Here is a 15,601-nt window from a genome sequence, read left to right as displayed (position 1 = left end):
TGGGGCGAACCGTAATTCGGAGGGTCGATCATGCCCCGCTCCGCCGTCGCGCTCGTGCGCTTTGCCGCACCGCCCGCGTCCAGAACCACGGACACTCAACTCCTCCGCACGTTCATCAGCGCGCGCACCGACGATGCGTTCGCCGAACTGGTCCGGCGGCACGGGCCGATGGTGCTCGCGGTGTGTCGCCGCATTCTGTCCGACGCGCACGACGCGGAAGACGCCTTCCAAGCCGTGTTCCTGGTACTCGCGCGCAAAGCGGGCGCGGTTCGTGGGTCGAACGTGGCGGGGTGGCTCTACAGCGTGGCCGTGCGAACCGCCCGGGGAGTACGCATCATGCGCGATCGGCGGAAACACCTACTCACGGCTCCGGGAACCAGAGCCAGCGCCCCCACAACCCCGGACGCACTCGTCGTCACGGAGCAAGCCGCCATCATTGACGAGGAACTGGCGAAACTCCCCGATTTCCTGCGTGAAGCCGTTGTGATGTGTGAACTGCGTGGGCTGTCCCGCAAGCAGGCCGCGCTCGAGCTGGGCATCGCCGAAGGTACCCTCTCCAGTCGGCTCGCCGCCGCGAAACGGAAACTCGCGGAGCGTCTATCGGCGCGGGGTGTAACGTCCGCCGTCGCGCTGAGCGCACTGCTCCCGTCCGTCGCGGTGTCCGCCGGGTTGCTCCGAACGACGACGGCCGCCGTGCGCGGGGCCGCGGGGGGCGTGGCGAACGCGGCCGCGTCCACGGTGCTCAAGGGAATGCTATTCGACCAACTGAGGGCCGTTGCGCTCACCGCCGCACTGGTCGCTACTGTCGTGTGTGGCGGATACGCGATGACGACTTCGCCCGGCTCCCCTTCGGACGCGAAGCCCCTCGCACCCGCTCCGCGTCTCGCCGAAGACCCGGCCGCCCCGCTGGTAAAACAACTCGGCAGCGAAGACTTCAACGAGCGCGAGACCGCGGACAAAGAACTGCGCAAACTCGGCTCGAGAGCCGAACCCGCGCTGAAAGCCGGTCTGAAGTCCGAAAACCCCGAAGTGCGCACACGCGCCGCAGCGATCCTGACTGTGGCCCGGAAGACCGCGCTCGATGATCTGGTAAAAACCTTTGACCCTACTAAAGCCGACGACGAACCGAGCCACCCCATCTGGAAGCGCTACCGGGCCATCACCGGGAACACCCGTGCGAGCCGCGATTTGTTCGCACTGATCGTTAAGCACGCGGACTGGCTGCACCGGCTCGACACCGCGGAAGCCGGTCCCGAATCAGCGGAGCAACAATACCGTGAGGCAATGGTTCACGTTGGCCGGCATTTCCTGGGCAACCTGCGCGTGTTCTTCGAGATCTCGGTGTGGCCGTGCGACCGTGGCGAAGAGACCGCGTACCTGATGCTCCTCGGCAGTTACCCCGGCACCGAAAAGGCGCGGTCCAAATGTGCCGGTGAAGAGGCTGAACTGCTCTTGCACGGCGAGGGGCGCGTCCACTTCGCACGCGGATTGGAACTCGGGCTCCAGGGTAAGATACTCGAACAGAGCCCCAAGTTTCGCCCCGATGCGGTTGATGCAGCGCCGGGAATGAATCGCGTTTTTGGAAAATTGCTCGCATCGTGGCTCACCCACCGGACCGAACCGGCCGTCATCTACTGTGCGTTCGAGCTGGCCGTGAAGTGGCGCATAGCAGACGTGTTATCCGCGGCTCGAACCATCGCGGCCGACAAGGGCCGCGGACCGGATTCCCGGTGCGCCGCCCTGCACGCCGTCGCCCAGTTCGGCAATATCGCGGACCTACCGCTATTCACCCCGCTCTACGACGACCCAACGGCTCTCGTCGTTCCCCCTTCGCCGTCGGTCGGACTCGGCCCGCGCTCGCGCCGCATGCAGGTCAGCGACCACGCCATCGGTCTCGCGCTCTTACTGTGCGATCAAGACCCGTTCGAGTTCGGGTTCCCCTACGCACAGAACCGTTTCGCGCGCGAGAACGGCCGCCCGGTCGTCGCGGTCTACTTCGGGGAGCCGTTCGGCTTTTCCAACGAAGAAGCTCGCACCGCGGCCCACACGAAGGCGCGAGCGTTCCTCGATAAGCAGAAGGACGTAGTGAAACCGGACCCGGCGCACATGAAGTTCGTCGAGCAACTCGGCAGCGAGGATTTCGCCGAGCGGGAGGCGGCGCAGAAACAGCTGAAGGAACTCGGATCGAAAGCCCGTGCCGCTCTCGAAATTGGGCTGAAGTCCGGGAACGCGGAGATCACAAAGCGGTGCCGCGAGTTGCTCGACCAACTGTTCCGCGCCGAGTTCGACGCGACACACTGGAAGCGGTTCGCAAAGGTGATCGGCGACGACAAGCCGAGTCGTGCCCTCTTCGAGCGCATTCGGAGCCTACCCCACAACGTCGCGTTGCTCGACGCCGTTGCCGCGGACCCGAGCACGGCCGGCAAACTCTACCACGACCGCTGGGCCGAACTGAACAAGGCCGCGCGCATCCCGATCGGGGTCGGATCGTTCCAGCTCGTTGCCGCGCCGCTCGCGGACGTGGTGGGATGGATGTATTTGGGTACCTTCCCCGGCACGGAAGGGGCGTTCCACACGTCCCACAGCCTCGACTTCCTGCCCGGTGGGAAGCACTCAAATGATGCGATTGCGGCCGCACTCAAGGACAAAACTGTTGCGCCCGCGATTCGTCAACTCGTCGGTAAATGGACTGCGGCGCGGGTCGATTACACCGGCCGCGCGCATGGCCTCCAACTCGCGCTCGATTTTGGTATCGAAGAGGTGCTCCCCGCCGCGCGCGAGACCGTTCGAGCGAAAGTCAAGGACGACCCGTACCCGGGAAACACGGCGCGGAATGTCGGGCTTGCAATTCTCGCTGTTGGCAAACTCGGCACGAAGGACGATCTCCCGTTGCTGGAGGCACACGCGGCAAACGGTGCCCAGTCCGGTGTCTTCCTCCACGATCCGCCGACGAAACCGGGCGAACCGGTCTTCCGCATCTACCGGACACCAGTCGAGGGGCAGGACACCACGACCCAGTTGCGCGACGTGGCCACCGCGATGCGGCTGCACCTACTCGGCCAAGACCCGGACGACTTCGGCTTCTACTGGCGCTGGCCCCACGGCCCGGACGCCGGGAAGCGCATGAATCCCGAAGATCGATTCGGCCCGTACTCGGTTGGGTTCCTGCGCGACGCCGATCGCGTTGCGGCACACAAGAAAGCAAAGGAGTGGTTCGACAAGCAGAAGAAGTGATTCGCGACGTGATCGGTCAGCGCGCCCACTGGTCGCGAATCCGATCGAATTCGCCGTCGTCTTTCATGGCCCGGAGCGCGTCCTCGATCGCTTTTCGGAGCGCGCGAGCCTCCGTTCGGAGCGCGATCCCGAGCGGTTCGGAGTCGAGGGCACACCCGACCTCGCCCTGGATCACCAGTTTGCGCTCCCGGCTCGCGTACCGGGCGATCAACTGGTGATCCAGGGCGAGGTCGGCAGTCCCGGACTGAACGGCGGCGAACGGTTCGGGTGAACTACGATAGCGCACGATCTCCTTGCTCCCCAAACCCTCGCGCTGCAAGCGCTCGACGGTGTCCTGCGCGGTGGTACCCTCCTGCACCGCGATGATCTTACCAACCAAGTCGCGCGGACTTGCGAAGAGCGCTCCGGGGCGCGCGGTGAACACGAGCGGGTCGCGCGCGTACTCAATGAACGCGACCTGCTGTTTCCGCTCCTCGGTGATGGTCGTGGCCGAAAGGAGAACATCAAGGCGCCGGGTCTTAAGTTCGCGGTTCATCCCGGCCCAATCCCAATACAACTCGTGGTGCTCCGCCTCCACCCCTAATCGGGCGGCGATCGCGCGCGCCAGTTCCACGTCGAACCCCGTGAGCTGGCCGTCTTTCTTGAAGGCGTAAGGCGGACAATTCGGATCGATGCCGACGGTCAGCTTGTGGGAGCGCTGGACGCGCCAGAGGGAATCATCGCGGGGCGGTAGAGTGACTCCGAGTGCGACCAGCGCGACGAGGCTGAAGAAGCCGGTAAAACTCACTATTTTCGTGAGCACCGGCTTGCGCCGACACCGCCGGCGGAACCGTGCCCAAGCACCGGGTACTTTGACGTGAGCCATAGGCTTCCCGGCGAGGAAGTTGGCGACGTCTTCTGCGAGCGCGAGCGCGGTTGGGTACCGGTGACTCGGCTCCTTTTCCAGACACTTCAGACAGACCGCCTCCAGCTCTTTTGGCACCGCGGGGGAAAACGACCTCGGCGCGGGAGCCTCTTCGCTCTCGACCATGCGCAAGAGCGCGGCCGTGGTCTCGGCAACAAAGGGAACGCGCCCGGTGAGTAACTCGAACAGGATCACCCCGAGCGCGTACACGTCCGCGGCCGCGTCGACGCTCTTGCCGTCCCCGCGCGCCTGTTCGGGCGCCATGTAACTGGGGCTACCCATCACCGCGCCGGTCACGGTCAGGCTCGCCCCGACGTCAGCCACTTTCGCCAGCCCGAAATCGGCGATCTTCGGCTCACCGGCTTCGGTCAAAAGCACGTTCCCCGGTTTCAGGTCGCGGTGTACGACCCCGCGCTCGTGAGCGTAGGAAACGGCCCGCGCGAGTAGTTCGACCAACCGGGCGGCAGCGCGAAACGGTTGCGGGGACCCATCGAGTTTCTGCGCCAGGTTCCCGCCCTCGACGAACTCCAGAACGAAGTAGGGCAGGTGATCGGCCTCGCCGATTTCGTGGATCTGCACGATATGGGGGTGGCGCAGCCGGGCGATCGCGTGCGCTTCCGCCAAGAACCGGGCCTGCTGCCCCGTGTCCGCGTGTGCCCCGGCCAGGATCATTTTGAGCGCCACCGGGCGGTTCAATTTGATTTGCCGCGCCTCGTACACGACGCCCATCCCGCCGCGCCCCAACTCGCCGAGCAATTCGTAGCCGGGTACCTCAACCCGGGGACGTTCGGGCACCGTATTGGTGCTCGAACTCTCAACCAACGTCGGCGGTTCTGTGGGTACCCCGGTGAAGGCGCGTGCGACCAACTCGGGGTACTCCGGGAAACGCCGGTGGTACTCGTCGGGGTTCGGCGCATCACCCGTCCGGCCGCGGTAGTGCAACTCCAGTAGCAGCAGCTCGCGAAGGAGCGTCGGCCGGTCGAGTTCCGCGGCGCGGCCCAATAAATCTTCGATCAAAGGACGAAGGCCCGCGCGCAAGGCGTCCTCGAACTCGTCGCACGCCCGCTCTACCCGGAGCAGCCGCGCACGCGCGTCATCGTCCCATGATAAAGTGGCACTCACGGCGGCAGCTCCTGCCCCCAGAGGGTTCGGATCACGCGCAACTTCCGCTCCACACTACCCAGCGATCGACCCAGTTTGGCGGCGATTTCCTCGTTCGTGTGGCCCTCCATCTTCCAGACCGCCACCGCGCGCAGTTCGGGATCGCTCAACTTTTCCAAGAGCCGCCGACACTCCTCTGCCACTTCGACCGCGACCCCCGGATCCGGTTCCCGGTCGATCAGTTGAGCCAGCGCGGCCTCGTCGCCGCTCGTATCACCGAGGTTGGCAGAGGCACGCGGCGCCCGACCACCACGTTTCAGGGCGTTCTCGTGCTTCAACAGGTTGACGGTTTTGCGGACGGTGAGGACCAACAAGATTTGCCACAAATCGTCCCGATCGAGCAGTCGCGGGAACCGCCCCTCGACCGCGCCGCGACAGAAGTTGTCGAACGCACTGAGGGCGGCGTCTTCTTCGTCCGCGGCCCGGCGCGGGGCGGAACCGAGTTTCTTCCGGGCGAGGCTCACAAGGCGCTCGTAGTAGGTCTCCCAGATCTTCTGAACGGCCCGTTCGTCGCCGGCTCGGAGCGGGCCGAGGAAGCGAGTGATGGAACCCTCAGCGGACATGTGCGGTCGCCTTTGGCAGCCCCGTAATCGGGTCGAAGTGAGAATGAGTCTAGAGGCGGACCAGACAGTTGACAAGCACGAGTACGGCCGGGCCGATTCTGAAAAAGAACACGGGCGCGCAGGGTTCGGGAACCGGTTGTTGAGGAACGGGTAGCGGGCCATTCCCGTACACCGGAGCCGACCCCATGTTAACCGTGACCACGATCCTGATTGCGTTCGCATTAGCGTTTCCCGTTGGAACACTCGTCGAGTACGTCCTCCACCGGTGGCTCCTCCACGCCCGGAGCCGCACGTTCGTGTCACACCGGCACCGGATGCACCACAAATCGAACGAAGCCGACACGCTGTGGGGCGACTTCCGCGACTTCTCCCTCGGGGCGGTTCCGTTCTGCTGGTTGGGGTTCCTGCACTCGCCGGTCGCGGGCACCGGGTTCCTTCTGGGCGGTGCGGCCTACGTGTTCGTGCTCGCGCTGGTCCACAAACTGTCCCACGAGCGCCCGCGGCTCGTGTTCTGGATGCGCCCGACCTCACACGAACTGCACCACGGCGAAACCCCGCGCTACAACTTCGGCATCGTCACCCGGTTATGGGACCGCGTGTTCGGCACCTTCGCCGACCACGGAATCACGTCACGTCACCCGCGCCACGGGGGCACGCGATGAATACCCCGGCGCGACCAAGCACTCAGGGTGAGCCCGAATTCCCGCTCCAGCCGATCGAAGTGGTCTCGGTCCTCGGAGCGATCGGGCTGGTACTGACACACGTGGCCCTGTTCGCCCGCATGCCCGAGTTCTGGCACTGGACAACACCGGTCGTCATCGTGCTCGGGCTGCTCGGCGCGGACTTCTTCGCCGCGGTACTTCATTGGGCCGGGGACACATGGGGAACAGAACACACGCCGTGGGTCGGCAGGCGCTTCTTGCACCCGTTCCGGTACCACCACGCCCGCCCACTCGAGATGCTGAAGAGTAACTTCTTCACCACCAACGGCGACACGGCTCTCTCCGCCCTTCCCTTTCTCCTGGTGCCGTTCTTGATCCCGCTCGGTACCGCGGGCGGGCGCATCACCGCCTTGTTCTTCGCCGCAGTTGGCGGCTGGGGAATGTGGACGAGCCAGTTTCACCAGTGGGCGCACATGAAATCGCCGCCGCGCGTGGTCGCGTGGTTGCAGCGGCGCGGGGCGATTCTGAGTCGCGAGCACCATCGCAAACATCACAAGGCGCCGTTCGCAACGAACTACGGCATTACCACGGGCTGGTGCGACGGGTTCCTGAACGCGATCCGCTTCTTCCAAACTCTCGAATGGAGCGTGACCAAACTTACCGGATGCGAACCGCGAAGTGAGTCCGTTCCCATTGCAACTGAGCGCCCGCGTGGAACCAACCAACAGGAGGTTTCCTGATCGCGCTGGGGCGCATCAACAACCAGTCGGTCTCCGATTCGGCACCTGTTGTCGCGTTCCGCACTGTCCAAAGAAATGGGTATCGGACTACCACCCGGCGTTGAAGACGTCCGGGTATTCAAACGCGGCACCAGGGAGCGACTCCCTGGTGCCGCGCCGCCGATCAATAGCGGTAGTGGTCGGTCTTGTAGGGGCCTTCCTTCGGGACGTGGATGTAGGCGGCCTGTTCAGTCGTCAGCTCGGTGAGTTGGACGTTCAACTTCTTGAGCTGCAACCGGGCGACGTGCTCGTCCAGTTTCTTGGGCAGGACGTAAACGCCGACGGGGTACTTGGCGTTGTGCTGCCAGAGCTCGATCTGCGCGAGGGTCTGGTTCGCGAAGGAGGAACTCATCACGTAAGAGGGGTGGCCGGTGCCGCAGCCGAGGTTGACCAGGCGCCCCTTGGCGAGCAGGATGATCCGCTTGCCGTCCGGGAAGATGACGTGATCGACCTGCGGCTTGATCTCCTCCCAGCGGTAGTCTTCCAGCGACGCCACGTCGATCTCGTTGTCGAAGTGACCGATGTTGCAGACGATGGCCTGGTTCTTCATCGCCTTCATGTGGTCGTGCGTGATGACCCTGAAGTTGCCAGTGGTCGTCACGAAGATGTCGGCCTTGTCAGCGGCGTACTCCATCGTCACGACGCGGTACCCTTCCATCGCGGCTTGCAGCGCGCAAATGGGGTCGATCTCGGTGACCCACACCTGGGCGGAGAGGGCGCGCAGGGCCTGGGCCGAGCCCTTGCCCACGTCCCCGTAGCCGGCGACGACGGCGACCTTGCCCGCGATCATCACGTCGGTGGCCCGCTTGATGCCGTCCACCAGCGACTCGCGGCACCCGTACAGGTTGTCGAACTTGGACTTGGTGACCGAGTCGTTCACGTTGATGGCGGGGAACTTCAGCTCGCCGCGCTTGTGCATCTGGTAGAGGCGGTGGACGCCGGTGGTGGTTTCCTCGGTCACGCCCTTGACGGCGGCGAGCCGCTCGGCGTACCAGCCCGGCTGCGACGCGATCCGCTTCTTGATGGCGGCGTAGAGGACGCGCTCCTCCTCACTGGTGGGCTTGTCGAGGACGTGAATGTCCGCCTCGGCGCGGGCGCCGAGGTGCAGCAGCAGGGTCGCGTCGCCGCCGTCGTCGAGGATCATGTTCGTGTGCCCGCCGTCGGCCCACTCGAAGATGTTGTGGGTGTACTCCCAGTACTCGGTGAGGGACTCGCCCTTGTAGGCGAACACGGGGATACCGACGGCGGCGATGGCGGCGGCGGCGTGGTCCTGGGTCGAGAAGATGTTGCACGAGGCCCAGCGGACCTCGGCCCCGAGAGCCTTAAGCGTCTCGATCAGGACGGCCGTCTGAATGGTCATGTGGAGCGAGCCGGTAACGCGGGCACCCTTGAGGGGCTGGCGCGCAGCGTACTCCTCGCGGATGGCCATGAGGCCGGGCATCTCGGTTTCGGCGATGGCGATCTCGCGGCGGCCCCAGGGGGCGAGCGCGATGTCGGCGACGTGGTAGTCGTTGAAAGTAGCAGGTTTTTGCGCAACAGTGGTCACGTTCAAAGTCTCCTAAACGATGAACGGGCGCCGTTGCACGGTAGTAATCCACCCCATCGAGCCTGGCAAGTACGCCCATGCGTCCCGTTGCAGCGCCCCTCGAGAAGTGGTGGTGGTTCATAGACTCTATGTAAAGCCCCGTCGAATGTTCATCCGTTGACTATATACATAGAATGAGGAATAGGTCAGGGTCAAGGGGAAGGACCCAAAATCCGGGCGACCAACATTCCTCGTGCGTCGGTCTCGGTGACGGCCCGATCTGTGTGAAAAAGGCGACTCTGTAGCGAGGAACGGAAGTTATTCCCCTCTCGACTGTTTAATGGAGAGGGACGGGGACAGGTTCTTCTGATTGCCTTGTCGCATTGCGGCCAGATTCCTACCATAACAAGCCTAACCGACATCCGCGGAGCAGAGTCATGAAGAAGGGCATTCACCCGAACTACCGGCCGGTCGTGTTCCAAGACGCCGCCGCGAACTTCGCTTTCCTGTCGCAGTCGTGCGCCCCGACCACTGAGACGATCAAGTGGACCGACGGCAACGAGTACCCGCTGTACAAACTGGAAATCTCCAGCGCCAGCCACCCGTTCTTCACGGGCAAAATGAAGCTGCTCGACACCACCGGGCGCGTCCAGAAGTTCAACGACAAGTACAAGAAGACCGGCGCCGGCTACGCCAAGAAGGACGGCGCGAAGTAATCGCGTCGCGTTCGGGGTTCACCTCCGGCGGAGAGTGTTTGTGACGGGTACTTCACAGAACCGTGCCGCATACGACCTGGGGCCGCTTTAGCGCCCCGGGCCGGCTCGCGTTTTTGAGTACCAAACACTCACACTCAACTCCAAGCACGAACTATGTTTCCGGCACTCGAATCGCAACTCGCGCGCTATCTCGAACTCGAACAACAACTCTACGACCCCGTCATTGCCAGCGACCCGTCGAAGGCCGGCGCCATCGGCAAGGAGCGCGGGGCGCTCGCCAAAACCATCGAGCCGTACATCGAGTACAAGCGGCTCTGCGCCGCGATCGCGGACGCGGAGGCAATGGCCGCCGATCCCGACCTCAAAGCGATGGCGGACGAGGAGTTAGCGGAACTGCGCCCCAAGCGCGACACGCTCCACACGAAAATCGAAGAACAACTCCTGGTCGACCCGGGCGAAGACTACTCGAAACTGATCGTCGAAATCCGGGCCGGGACCGGGGGGGACGAGGCCGCGCTGTTCGCGGGCGACTTGTACGAAATGTACACGCGCTACGCTCGCGAAAAGGGCTGGAAACTCGAAGAGATCGCGTTCAGCCCCGGCGAGGCGGGCGGGTTCAAGGAAATCACCTTCGGCGTGTCCGGCGACGACGTGTACCAGTACCTGCGGTACGAGTCCGGCGGGCACCGGGTCCAGCGCGTCCCCGCCACGGAAACGCAGGGCCGCATCCACACGTCCGCCGCGACCGTCGCGGTGATGCCGGAGCCGGAAGAGGCGCAGGTCTTTGTCAACGAGGCCGCGGACATCGAGTGGGAGCGGATGCGGGCCGGCGGCGCGGGCGGTCAGCACGTCAACAAGACCGAGAGCGCGGTCCGCATCTGGTACAAGAAGGGCACGCCCGAAGAGATGGAAGTGAAGTGCCAGGACGGGCGGAGCCAGGGCAAGAACTACGAGCAGGCGATGCGCATTCTGCGCTCGCGCCTGTTCGAGCGGCAGCAGGAGAAGCTGCACAAAGAGCGGTCCGACATGCGGAAGTCGCTGATCGGCACCGGCGACCGGAACGCTCGCATTCGGACGTACAACTTCCCGCAGAACCGCTGCTCGGATCACCGCATCGAGTTCACCGCGTACCGGCTCGACGCGATCATGGCCGGTGACCTCGAGCAGATGGTCCAGCCCATGCGCGACCACGTGCGAAAAGAGAAGCTGGCCGCGAACAGCCCGAAGTGAGCCGCCCCGCCCACGTACCACGAACTCACAGTTGGCGCGAACCGGTGAGAGTTCCTCGATCCGGGGCTGCGAACGGGATTCTCTGTTCTCGGGAACCTCCCGTATTACCGGGGCGAGTTCCTGAATGAGTACCCAAATCACGGCGCGAAGCCCGTGGCAGGCGACGAAGAACAAACCCAATCCGTTCGATGAGTGGTCCGGTATCCCTTCCCCCGTCGCCCGCCCCTAATTCCTGATTCGGTGCACGCGATGAAATCCCTCTGGCCCACCCGAAGTAGTGCTAGGATGTAATGTTCTACTTTCCTGGAATTGCGCTCGTTGAGCCGCCTCATGCCGGATATTTCGGACTTCACCGCAACTCACCCGCCTGAACCGGACGTGTCGGGCGCCACGATCGTGCGCGAGGCACCAAGGACCACCGACGAAACGCTCGTGCGCCCGTCCGAGCCCGGCCCTCAGACGGGCGTCACGCTCCCGCGCGCGACCTCGACCGGTTCCGCGGGCTTCGTCGAGGAAACGCGCCAACTGCTCCGCAAACGGTTGCTCGTCACACACGGTGCGATCGGTATTGCAACGGGCCTGATTACGCTTTTTGGAATCACCGGGCTCGCGGTGCTGCCGGCCGAGGCCGGATTGGGCCGGTGGGCAATCGGGCTCCCGCTCCTCGGGTTCGCGCAGAGTATCGCCGGCCTCGTGTTCATCCTGCGGAACCCGGACGTGGCGCTCCCCGCACTGCGTACCGTCGAAGTGAGTCAGTTCGCCGTACTCGGGTGGGCCGCGGGCACCGCCCGGTTCGCCGTGCTGTACGCGACCCCCGCCGAATCGACGGACCTGCGCTACTACGACCTCGTTTACCGGTTCGATGCCGTTATGACGAACTACCCGATCGTGTTCGCCGTCATCTTCTACGGCGTGCTGATCCCGAACACCCGGCGGCGCAGTTTAATCGGTGCCGGGCTCCTGATCCTCGTTCCGATCGTGGCGACCGCACTGGCCGTTGCGCTCAACCCCGCGGTGCGCCCCTCGCTCCCGCGCCTCCTCCCCGGGACCGCGATCCCGCTGCTCATGGCCGGGATCATCGCGGTGTTCAGCGCGTCGCGCTCGATCGCGCTCCAGCGCCAGGCGTTCGACGCGATCCGCGAGGCGAAGCAACTCGGCGCGTACACGCTCCGCAAGAAACTCGGCCAGGGCGGGATGGGCGAAGTGTGGCTCGCCGAACACCGACTGCTCAAGCGCCCGTGCGCGATGAAGTTCGTGCGCTCCGAACTCGCGGCCGAACCCGCGACCGCGGCCCGGTTCGAGCGCGAGGTGCGCGCCGTAACGACCCTGACGCACTTCAACACGGTCCGCATTTACGACTACGGGCGCAGCGACGACGGTAGTTTTTATTACGTGATGGAGTACCTCGAGGGGCCGACCCTCGACCGCTTGGTGAAAGAACACGGACCATTGGCGCCGGGGCGTGCCGTGTATTTGTTGCGCCAGTTGTGCGGCGCGCTCGCGGAGGCGCACGCGGGCGGGATGGTTCACCGCGACCTCAAGCCGAGCAACATCCTCGTGGCCACCCTCGGCGGGCAACGGGACGTTGCCAAGCTCCTCGACTTCGGGCTCGTGCAGGACCACGGTTCAGAGGCCGACGTGAAGATCACGCGGGCCGGGACGGTGCTCGGCACGCCGTCGTACATGTGCCCGGAACAGGCCGCGGGCGAGAACGTGGACCCGCGCGGCGATATTTACAGCCTCGGGGCGGTCGCGTTCTTTGTGCTGGCGGGGCGCCCGCCCTTTGAAGGCACGAGCGTGGGGAAGTTGCTTACCGCGCACCTCACGCAGCACGCGCCGGACCTTTCGACACTGCGAAGCGACGTTCCGGCCGACCTCGCAACAGTCGTGGCGAAGTGTTTGGCAAAAGACCCGGCCGAGCGGTTTCAAAGTGCGCGGGATCTGGAAGCCGCACTCGCAGGCTGTGCGTGCAGCGCGGAGTGGAACGCGACGCACGCCGCAAGGTGGTGGGAACCGACCGCGCTAATCGAAACGCCCGCGCCTTCAGTAACCACGGAACACACAAGGACGCTGGTTCGTGGGGCGTAGTGACGGGCACGCTTCGGCGCGCTCGCTACTATGAACCTCATGACACACTTTCTGGCTCTGGAAACCTCGTGCGACGAAACCGCCGCGGCGGTGTTCACGGACGATTTGCAGGTACTCTCGAGCGTGGTCGCGTCGCAAACGGACCTGCACGCCCGGTTCGGGGGCGTGGTGCCCGAAATCGCGTCCCGCGCGCACCTCAGAAGTCTCCTTCCGGTTGTGGATGAAGCACTGGCCCGCGCGAACGTGTCGCTCAAAGACATCGGCTGCGTCGCGGTTCACAACACGCCCGGTTTGGTTGGCGCGCTGCTCGTGGGGGTCAGCGCGGCGAAGGCGTTCGCGTTCGGTCTGGGCGTTCCGCTGATCGCGGTGAACCACGTCGCGAGTCACATTTTCGCGTGCCGACTCGCGGCCAATCGCGACATCTTCCCCTGTTTGGGCCTCGTCGTGAGCGGCGGGCACACCGCGCTGTTCCGCTGCGATACGGCGTTGTCGCTCGAACTCCTGGGTAGCACGCGCGATGATGCGGCCGGCGAAGCGTTCGACAAGGTCGCGGCCATCTTGGGCTTGGGGTTCCCCGGCGGACCGGCGGTCGAGCGCGAAGCCGCGACCGGCAACCCGAAAGCCTACAGCTTCCCGCGCGCGTTCATTGACGACGGCCGGTTGGAGTTCAGTTTCAGCGGACTGAAAACGGCAGTTCTGTACGCCTGTCACGGACAGGATGTGAAGAAAGCGACTCCGCCCGGACCGGGCCAAAAGCGCGCCGACCTCGCCGCGAGCTTTCAGGCCGCGGTGGTCGACGTACTCACAATGAAGTGCAAACACGCGCTGCGCAAAACGGGCCTTTCGCGACTCGCCGTGGGAGGCGGGGTAAGTGCAAACAAGCCGCTCCGGGCGTCACTGGAAGCGATGTGTGTAAAGGAGGGGGCGGAGTTGGTCATTCCCCCACTCGACCTCTGCACGGACAACGCGGCAATGGCGGCGCTCGCGGTGGAGAAGTGGAAGCGCAAGGAGTTCGCCCCGCCGGACTTAGACGCCGAACCGAACTGGCTGTAATTTCAGGAATTGTGCGGTCGAGCGTACCGAACGGCTTACGAGAACACGTGACGGAAACGAAGACGGCCGGCTTTCGCCGGCCGCACACTCTATCGATAGAGCGAAACTACTCTTTCGGCTTATCCGCGGGGGCCGGAGCCGCCGCCTTCGGAGCGGCCTTCTTCGCCTTCCGCTTGGCTTCGCGCTCCACTTTCACCTTCGCTTGCCGCTCCTTCTCGGTGGCAGCAAACTTTTCCATCTCGGCGTTCACCTTCAAGCGCTCGTCTTTCGGGAGGTACACGCCCGGCCCGAGGCGCTGTTCGTACTTCTTGCGGCGCTTTTCGGTCGCCTTCCGCTTCACGGTTGCGGGATTACCCATGATCGGCTCCGTTAATGGTCTGTGTGCCTAAACTGATTCGGTTTAAGGTAGCGGAGCAGTACGCGAACGTCGAGGGCGAGCGGGTAATCATGGACCTAGAAGCGTTTCGTCAGTTGCTGAGCCCGTTGGGGCAAAGCGCACTCGGGCAGGCGGTCGCGCTCCAACCGACGGAGGCCACGTTCCTCGCGTGCAGCGCGGCCCTTCGCAAGCACCATTCGCCGGAACTCGCGAAGATCGCCCTCGAAACGGCCCTTCTGCGGATCAAAGCCCGCGACAAGTTCGCCGACGCGGACCGGATGTACTTCACACGAGAAGCGTTGGAGCAATCGACGAGCGATGTCGTCGCCCGGTACCGCGCGGCTCGTTCCGCGGGGTTCGGGCACGTCGCGGACTTGTGTTGTGGAATCGGTGGCGACGCGCTCGCCCTCGCCTCAACGGGTTTGACTGTGGATGCGGTGGATATTGATCCGCTCCGCGTCGCAATGACGGAGGCGAATGCCGCCGCGCTGGGGTTGAGTGATCGGGTGCTAGGGATTGTGGGGGATGCACTGACTGTGCCGCTCGTCGCGAAGGCCGCGTTCGCCGATCCGAACCGGCGCAGCGGGAATCGCCGGTTCCTCAGCCCCGAAGACTACACGCCTTCATTGAGTGCTCTCCGGGCACGGTTCCCCGCGGGTTTCCCACTCGCGGTAAAGATCGCTCCCGGGGTCGCGAAATCGGACCTCCCTTCGGATGCGGAAGCGGAATTTGTCTCGCTTCGCGGGGAACTGAAAGAGTGCGTGCTGTGGTTCGGACCGCTGCGCGGGGCCGCGCGACGCGCGACGCTGCTCCCGTCCGGAGACACGCTCTCGGCCGAAACGCCGTCCGATTCACTTCCGCTCGCTGAGAAAGTGGGCGCGGTGGTGTACGATCCCGACTCCGCGGTCACTCGGGCCGGATTAGTGCGCGAACTGGCCGAGCGCATAGGCGCGGACCCGATCGACTTCGAGGTGCAACTACTCACTTCGGATCAGCACACGGCCACACCCTTCGCAACCGCGTTCGCTGTGGAACATGCTGTACCATTCCACCCGAAACAACTGCGGGACTATTTACGAGAGCACGGCATCGGCCGGGTCACGCTCATCAAGCGCGGGTCGCCCGCGGACGCCGACGAGGTGCTCAAGAAACTGAAACTGGACGGCCCGAACCACCGCACGCTGCTCCTCACCCGGGTTGCCGGCACGCACACCGCGGTCGTGTGCGAACGGCTCAGTTGAGGTTGACGCGAACCCCGCGCGAAGCCATATCGCGTGCCCAAAGCCAGTCGAGTTCCCGAAGAGGGCATG

The 15,601-nt window shown here is 64.5% G+C and carries 12 protein-coding genes and 1 riboswitch; of the genes, 8 read left to right on the top strand and 4 right to left on the bottom strand.

Annotated features, from left to right (window positions below; all coding sequences use genetic code 11):
- Window positions 1-30: 30 nt before the first annotated feature.
- The gene (locus J8F10_RS05480; RefSeq protein ID WP_210652853.1) at window positions 31-3,234 is read left to right on the top strand and encodes an RNA polymerase sigma factor; all 3,204 of its coding nucleotides are present in this window, start codon (window positions 31-33) and stop codon (window positions 3,232-3,234) included.
- Window positions 3,235-3,250: 16 nt separating this feature from the next.
- Here the strand turns inward: J8F10_RS05480 and J8F10_RS05475 are convergent, their stop codons facing one another.
- Together J8F10_RS05475 and J8F10_RS05470 are read right to left on the bottom strand one after the other, a co-directional pair.
- Window positions 3,251-5,260 (bottom strand): protein kinase domain-containing protein, encoded by a 2,010-nt coding sequence (locus J8F10_RS05475; protein ID WP_210652852.1) that lies wholly within the window; start codon window positions 5,258-5,260, stop codon window positions 3,251-3,253.
- Window positions 5,257-5,862, bottom strand: coding sequence for an ECF-type sigma factor (locus tag J8F10_RS05470; protein WP_210652851.1), 606 nt, complete (start codon window positions 5,860-5,862; stop codon window positions 5,257-5,259). The genes J8F10_RS05475 and J8F10_RS05470 overlap by 4 nt, the downstream gene beginning before the upstream one ends.
- 185 nt (window positions 5,863-6,047) lie before the next feature.
- Here J8F10_RS05470 and J8F10_RS05465 point away from each other — a divergent pair, with 185 nt between their 5' ends.
- On the top strand, window positions 6,048-6,524 hold the full coding sequence (locus J8F10_RS05465; RefSeq protein ID WP_210652850.1) for a sterol desaturase family protein: 477 nt from the start codon (window positions 6,048-6,050) through the stop codon (window positions 6,522-6,524).
- Window positions 6,521-7,264: a fatty acid desaturase CarF family protein gene (locus J8F10_RS05460; protein WP_210652849.1), complete on the top strand. Its 744-nt coding sequence runs from the start codon at window positions 6,521-6,523 to the stop codon at window positions 7,262-7,264. The genes J8F10_RS05465 and J8F10_RS05460 overlap by 4 nt, the downstream gene beginning before the upstream one ends.
- Before the next feature lie 163 nt (window positions 7,265-7,427).
- On the opposite strand, the gene ahcY is transcribed toward J8F10_RS05460, so the two are convergent.
- On the bottom strand, window positions 7,428-8,849 hold the full coding sequence (ahcY, locus tag J8F10_RS05455) for an adenosylhomocysteinase (protein ID WP_210652848.1): 1,422 nt from the start codon (window positions 8,847-8,849) through the stop codon (window positions 7,428-7,430).
- 18 nt (window positions 8,850-8,867) lie between these two features.
- A riboswitch (S-adenosyl-L-homocysteine riboswitch) is annotated at window positions 8,868-8,956 on the bottom strand.
- 309 nt (window positions 8,957-9,265) lie between these two features.
- Here ahcY and J8F10_RS05450 point away from each other — a divergent pair.
- From J8F10_RS05450 to tsaD, 4 genes are all read left to right on the top strand, one after another.
- Window positions 9,266-9,544 carry a type B 50S ribosomal protein L31 gene (locus J8F10_RS05450; RefSeq protein ID WP_210652847.1) on the top strand — a complete coding sequence of 93 codons (279 nt, stop codon included), beginning with the start codon at window positions 9,266-9,268 and terminating at the stop codon, window positions 9,542-9,544.
- Window positions 9,545-9,697: 153 nt separating this feature from the next.
- Window positions 9,698-10,774: a peptide chain release factor 1 gene (prfA, locus tag J8F10_RS05445; protein ID WP_210652846.1), complete on the top strand. Its 1,077-nt coding sequence runs from the start codon at window positions 9,698-9,700 to the stop codon at window positions 10,772-10,774.
- A gap of 330 nt (window positions 10,775-11,104) precedes the next feature.
- A complete protein-coding gene (locus J8F10_RS05440; RefSeq protein WP_210652845.1) occupies window positions 11,105-12,862 on the top strand; it encodes a serine/threonine-protein kinase in 1,758 nt (585 codons plus the stop codon).
- A gap of 39 nt (window positions 12,863-12,901) precedes the next feature.
- Window positions 12,902-13,915: a tRNA (adenosine(37)-N6)-threonylcarbamoyltransferase complex transferase subunit TsaD gene (gene tsaD / locus J8F10_RS05435; protein WP_210661758.1), complete on the top strand. Its 1,014-nt coding sequence runs from the start codon at window positions 12,902-12,904 to the stop codon at window positions 13,913-13,915.
- A 106-nt stretch (window positions 13,916-14,021) separates the two neighbouring features.
- On the opposite strand, the gene J8F10_RS05430 is transcribed toward tsaD, so the two are convergent.
- Complete coding sequence (locus tag J8F10_RS05430) at window positions 14,022-14,273, bottom strand: hypothetical protein (RefSeq protein WP_210652844.1); 252 nt, start codon at window positions 14,271-14,273, stop codon at window positions 14,022-14,024.
- 23 nt (window positions 14,274-14,296) lie between these two features.
- On the opposite strand from J8F10_RS05430, the gene J8F10_RS05425 reads away from it, so the two are divergent.
- Window positions 14,297-15,532: a class I SAM-dependent methyltransferase gene (locus J8F10_RS05425; RefSeq protein ID WP_210652843.1), complete on the top strand. Its 1,236-nt coding sequence runs from the start codon at window positions 14,297-14,299 to the stop codon at window positions 15,530-15,532.
- The last annotated feature ends 69 nt before the right edge of the window (window positions 15,533-15,601 follow it).

Origin of the sequence: Gemmata palustris (assembly GCF_017939745.1) — a bacterium.
In the GTDB taxonomy this organism is placed as follows: domain Bacteria; phylum Planctomycetota; class Planctomycetia; order Gemmatales; family Gemmataceae; genus Gemmata; species Gemmata palustris.
The sequence above is the reverse complement of the archived record's forward strand: the minus strand, read 5'-3'. Positions and strand labels throughout refer to the sequence as shown.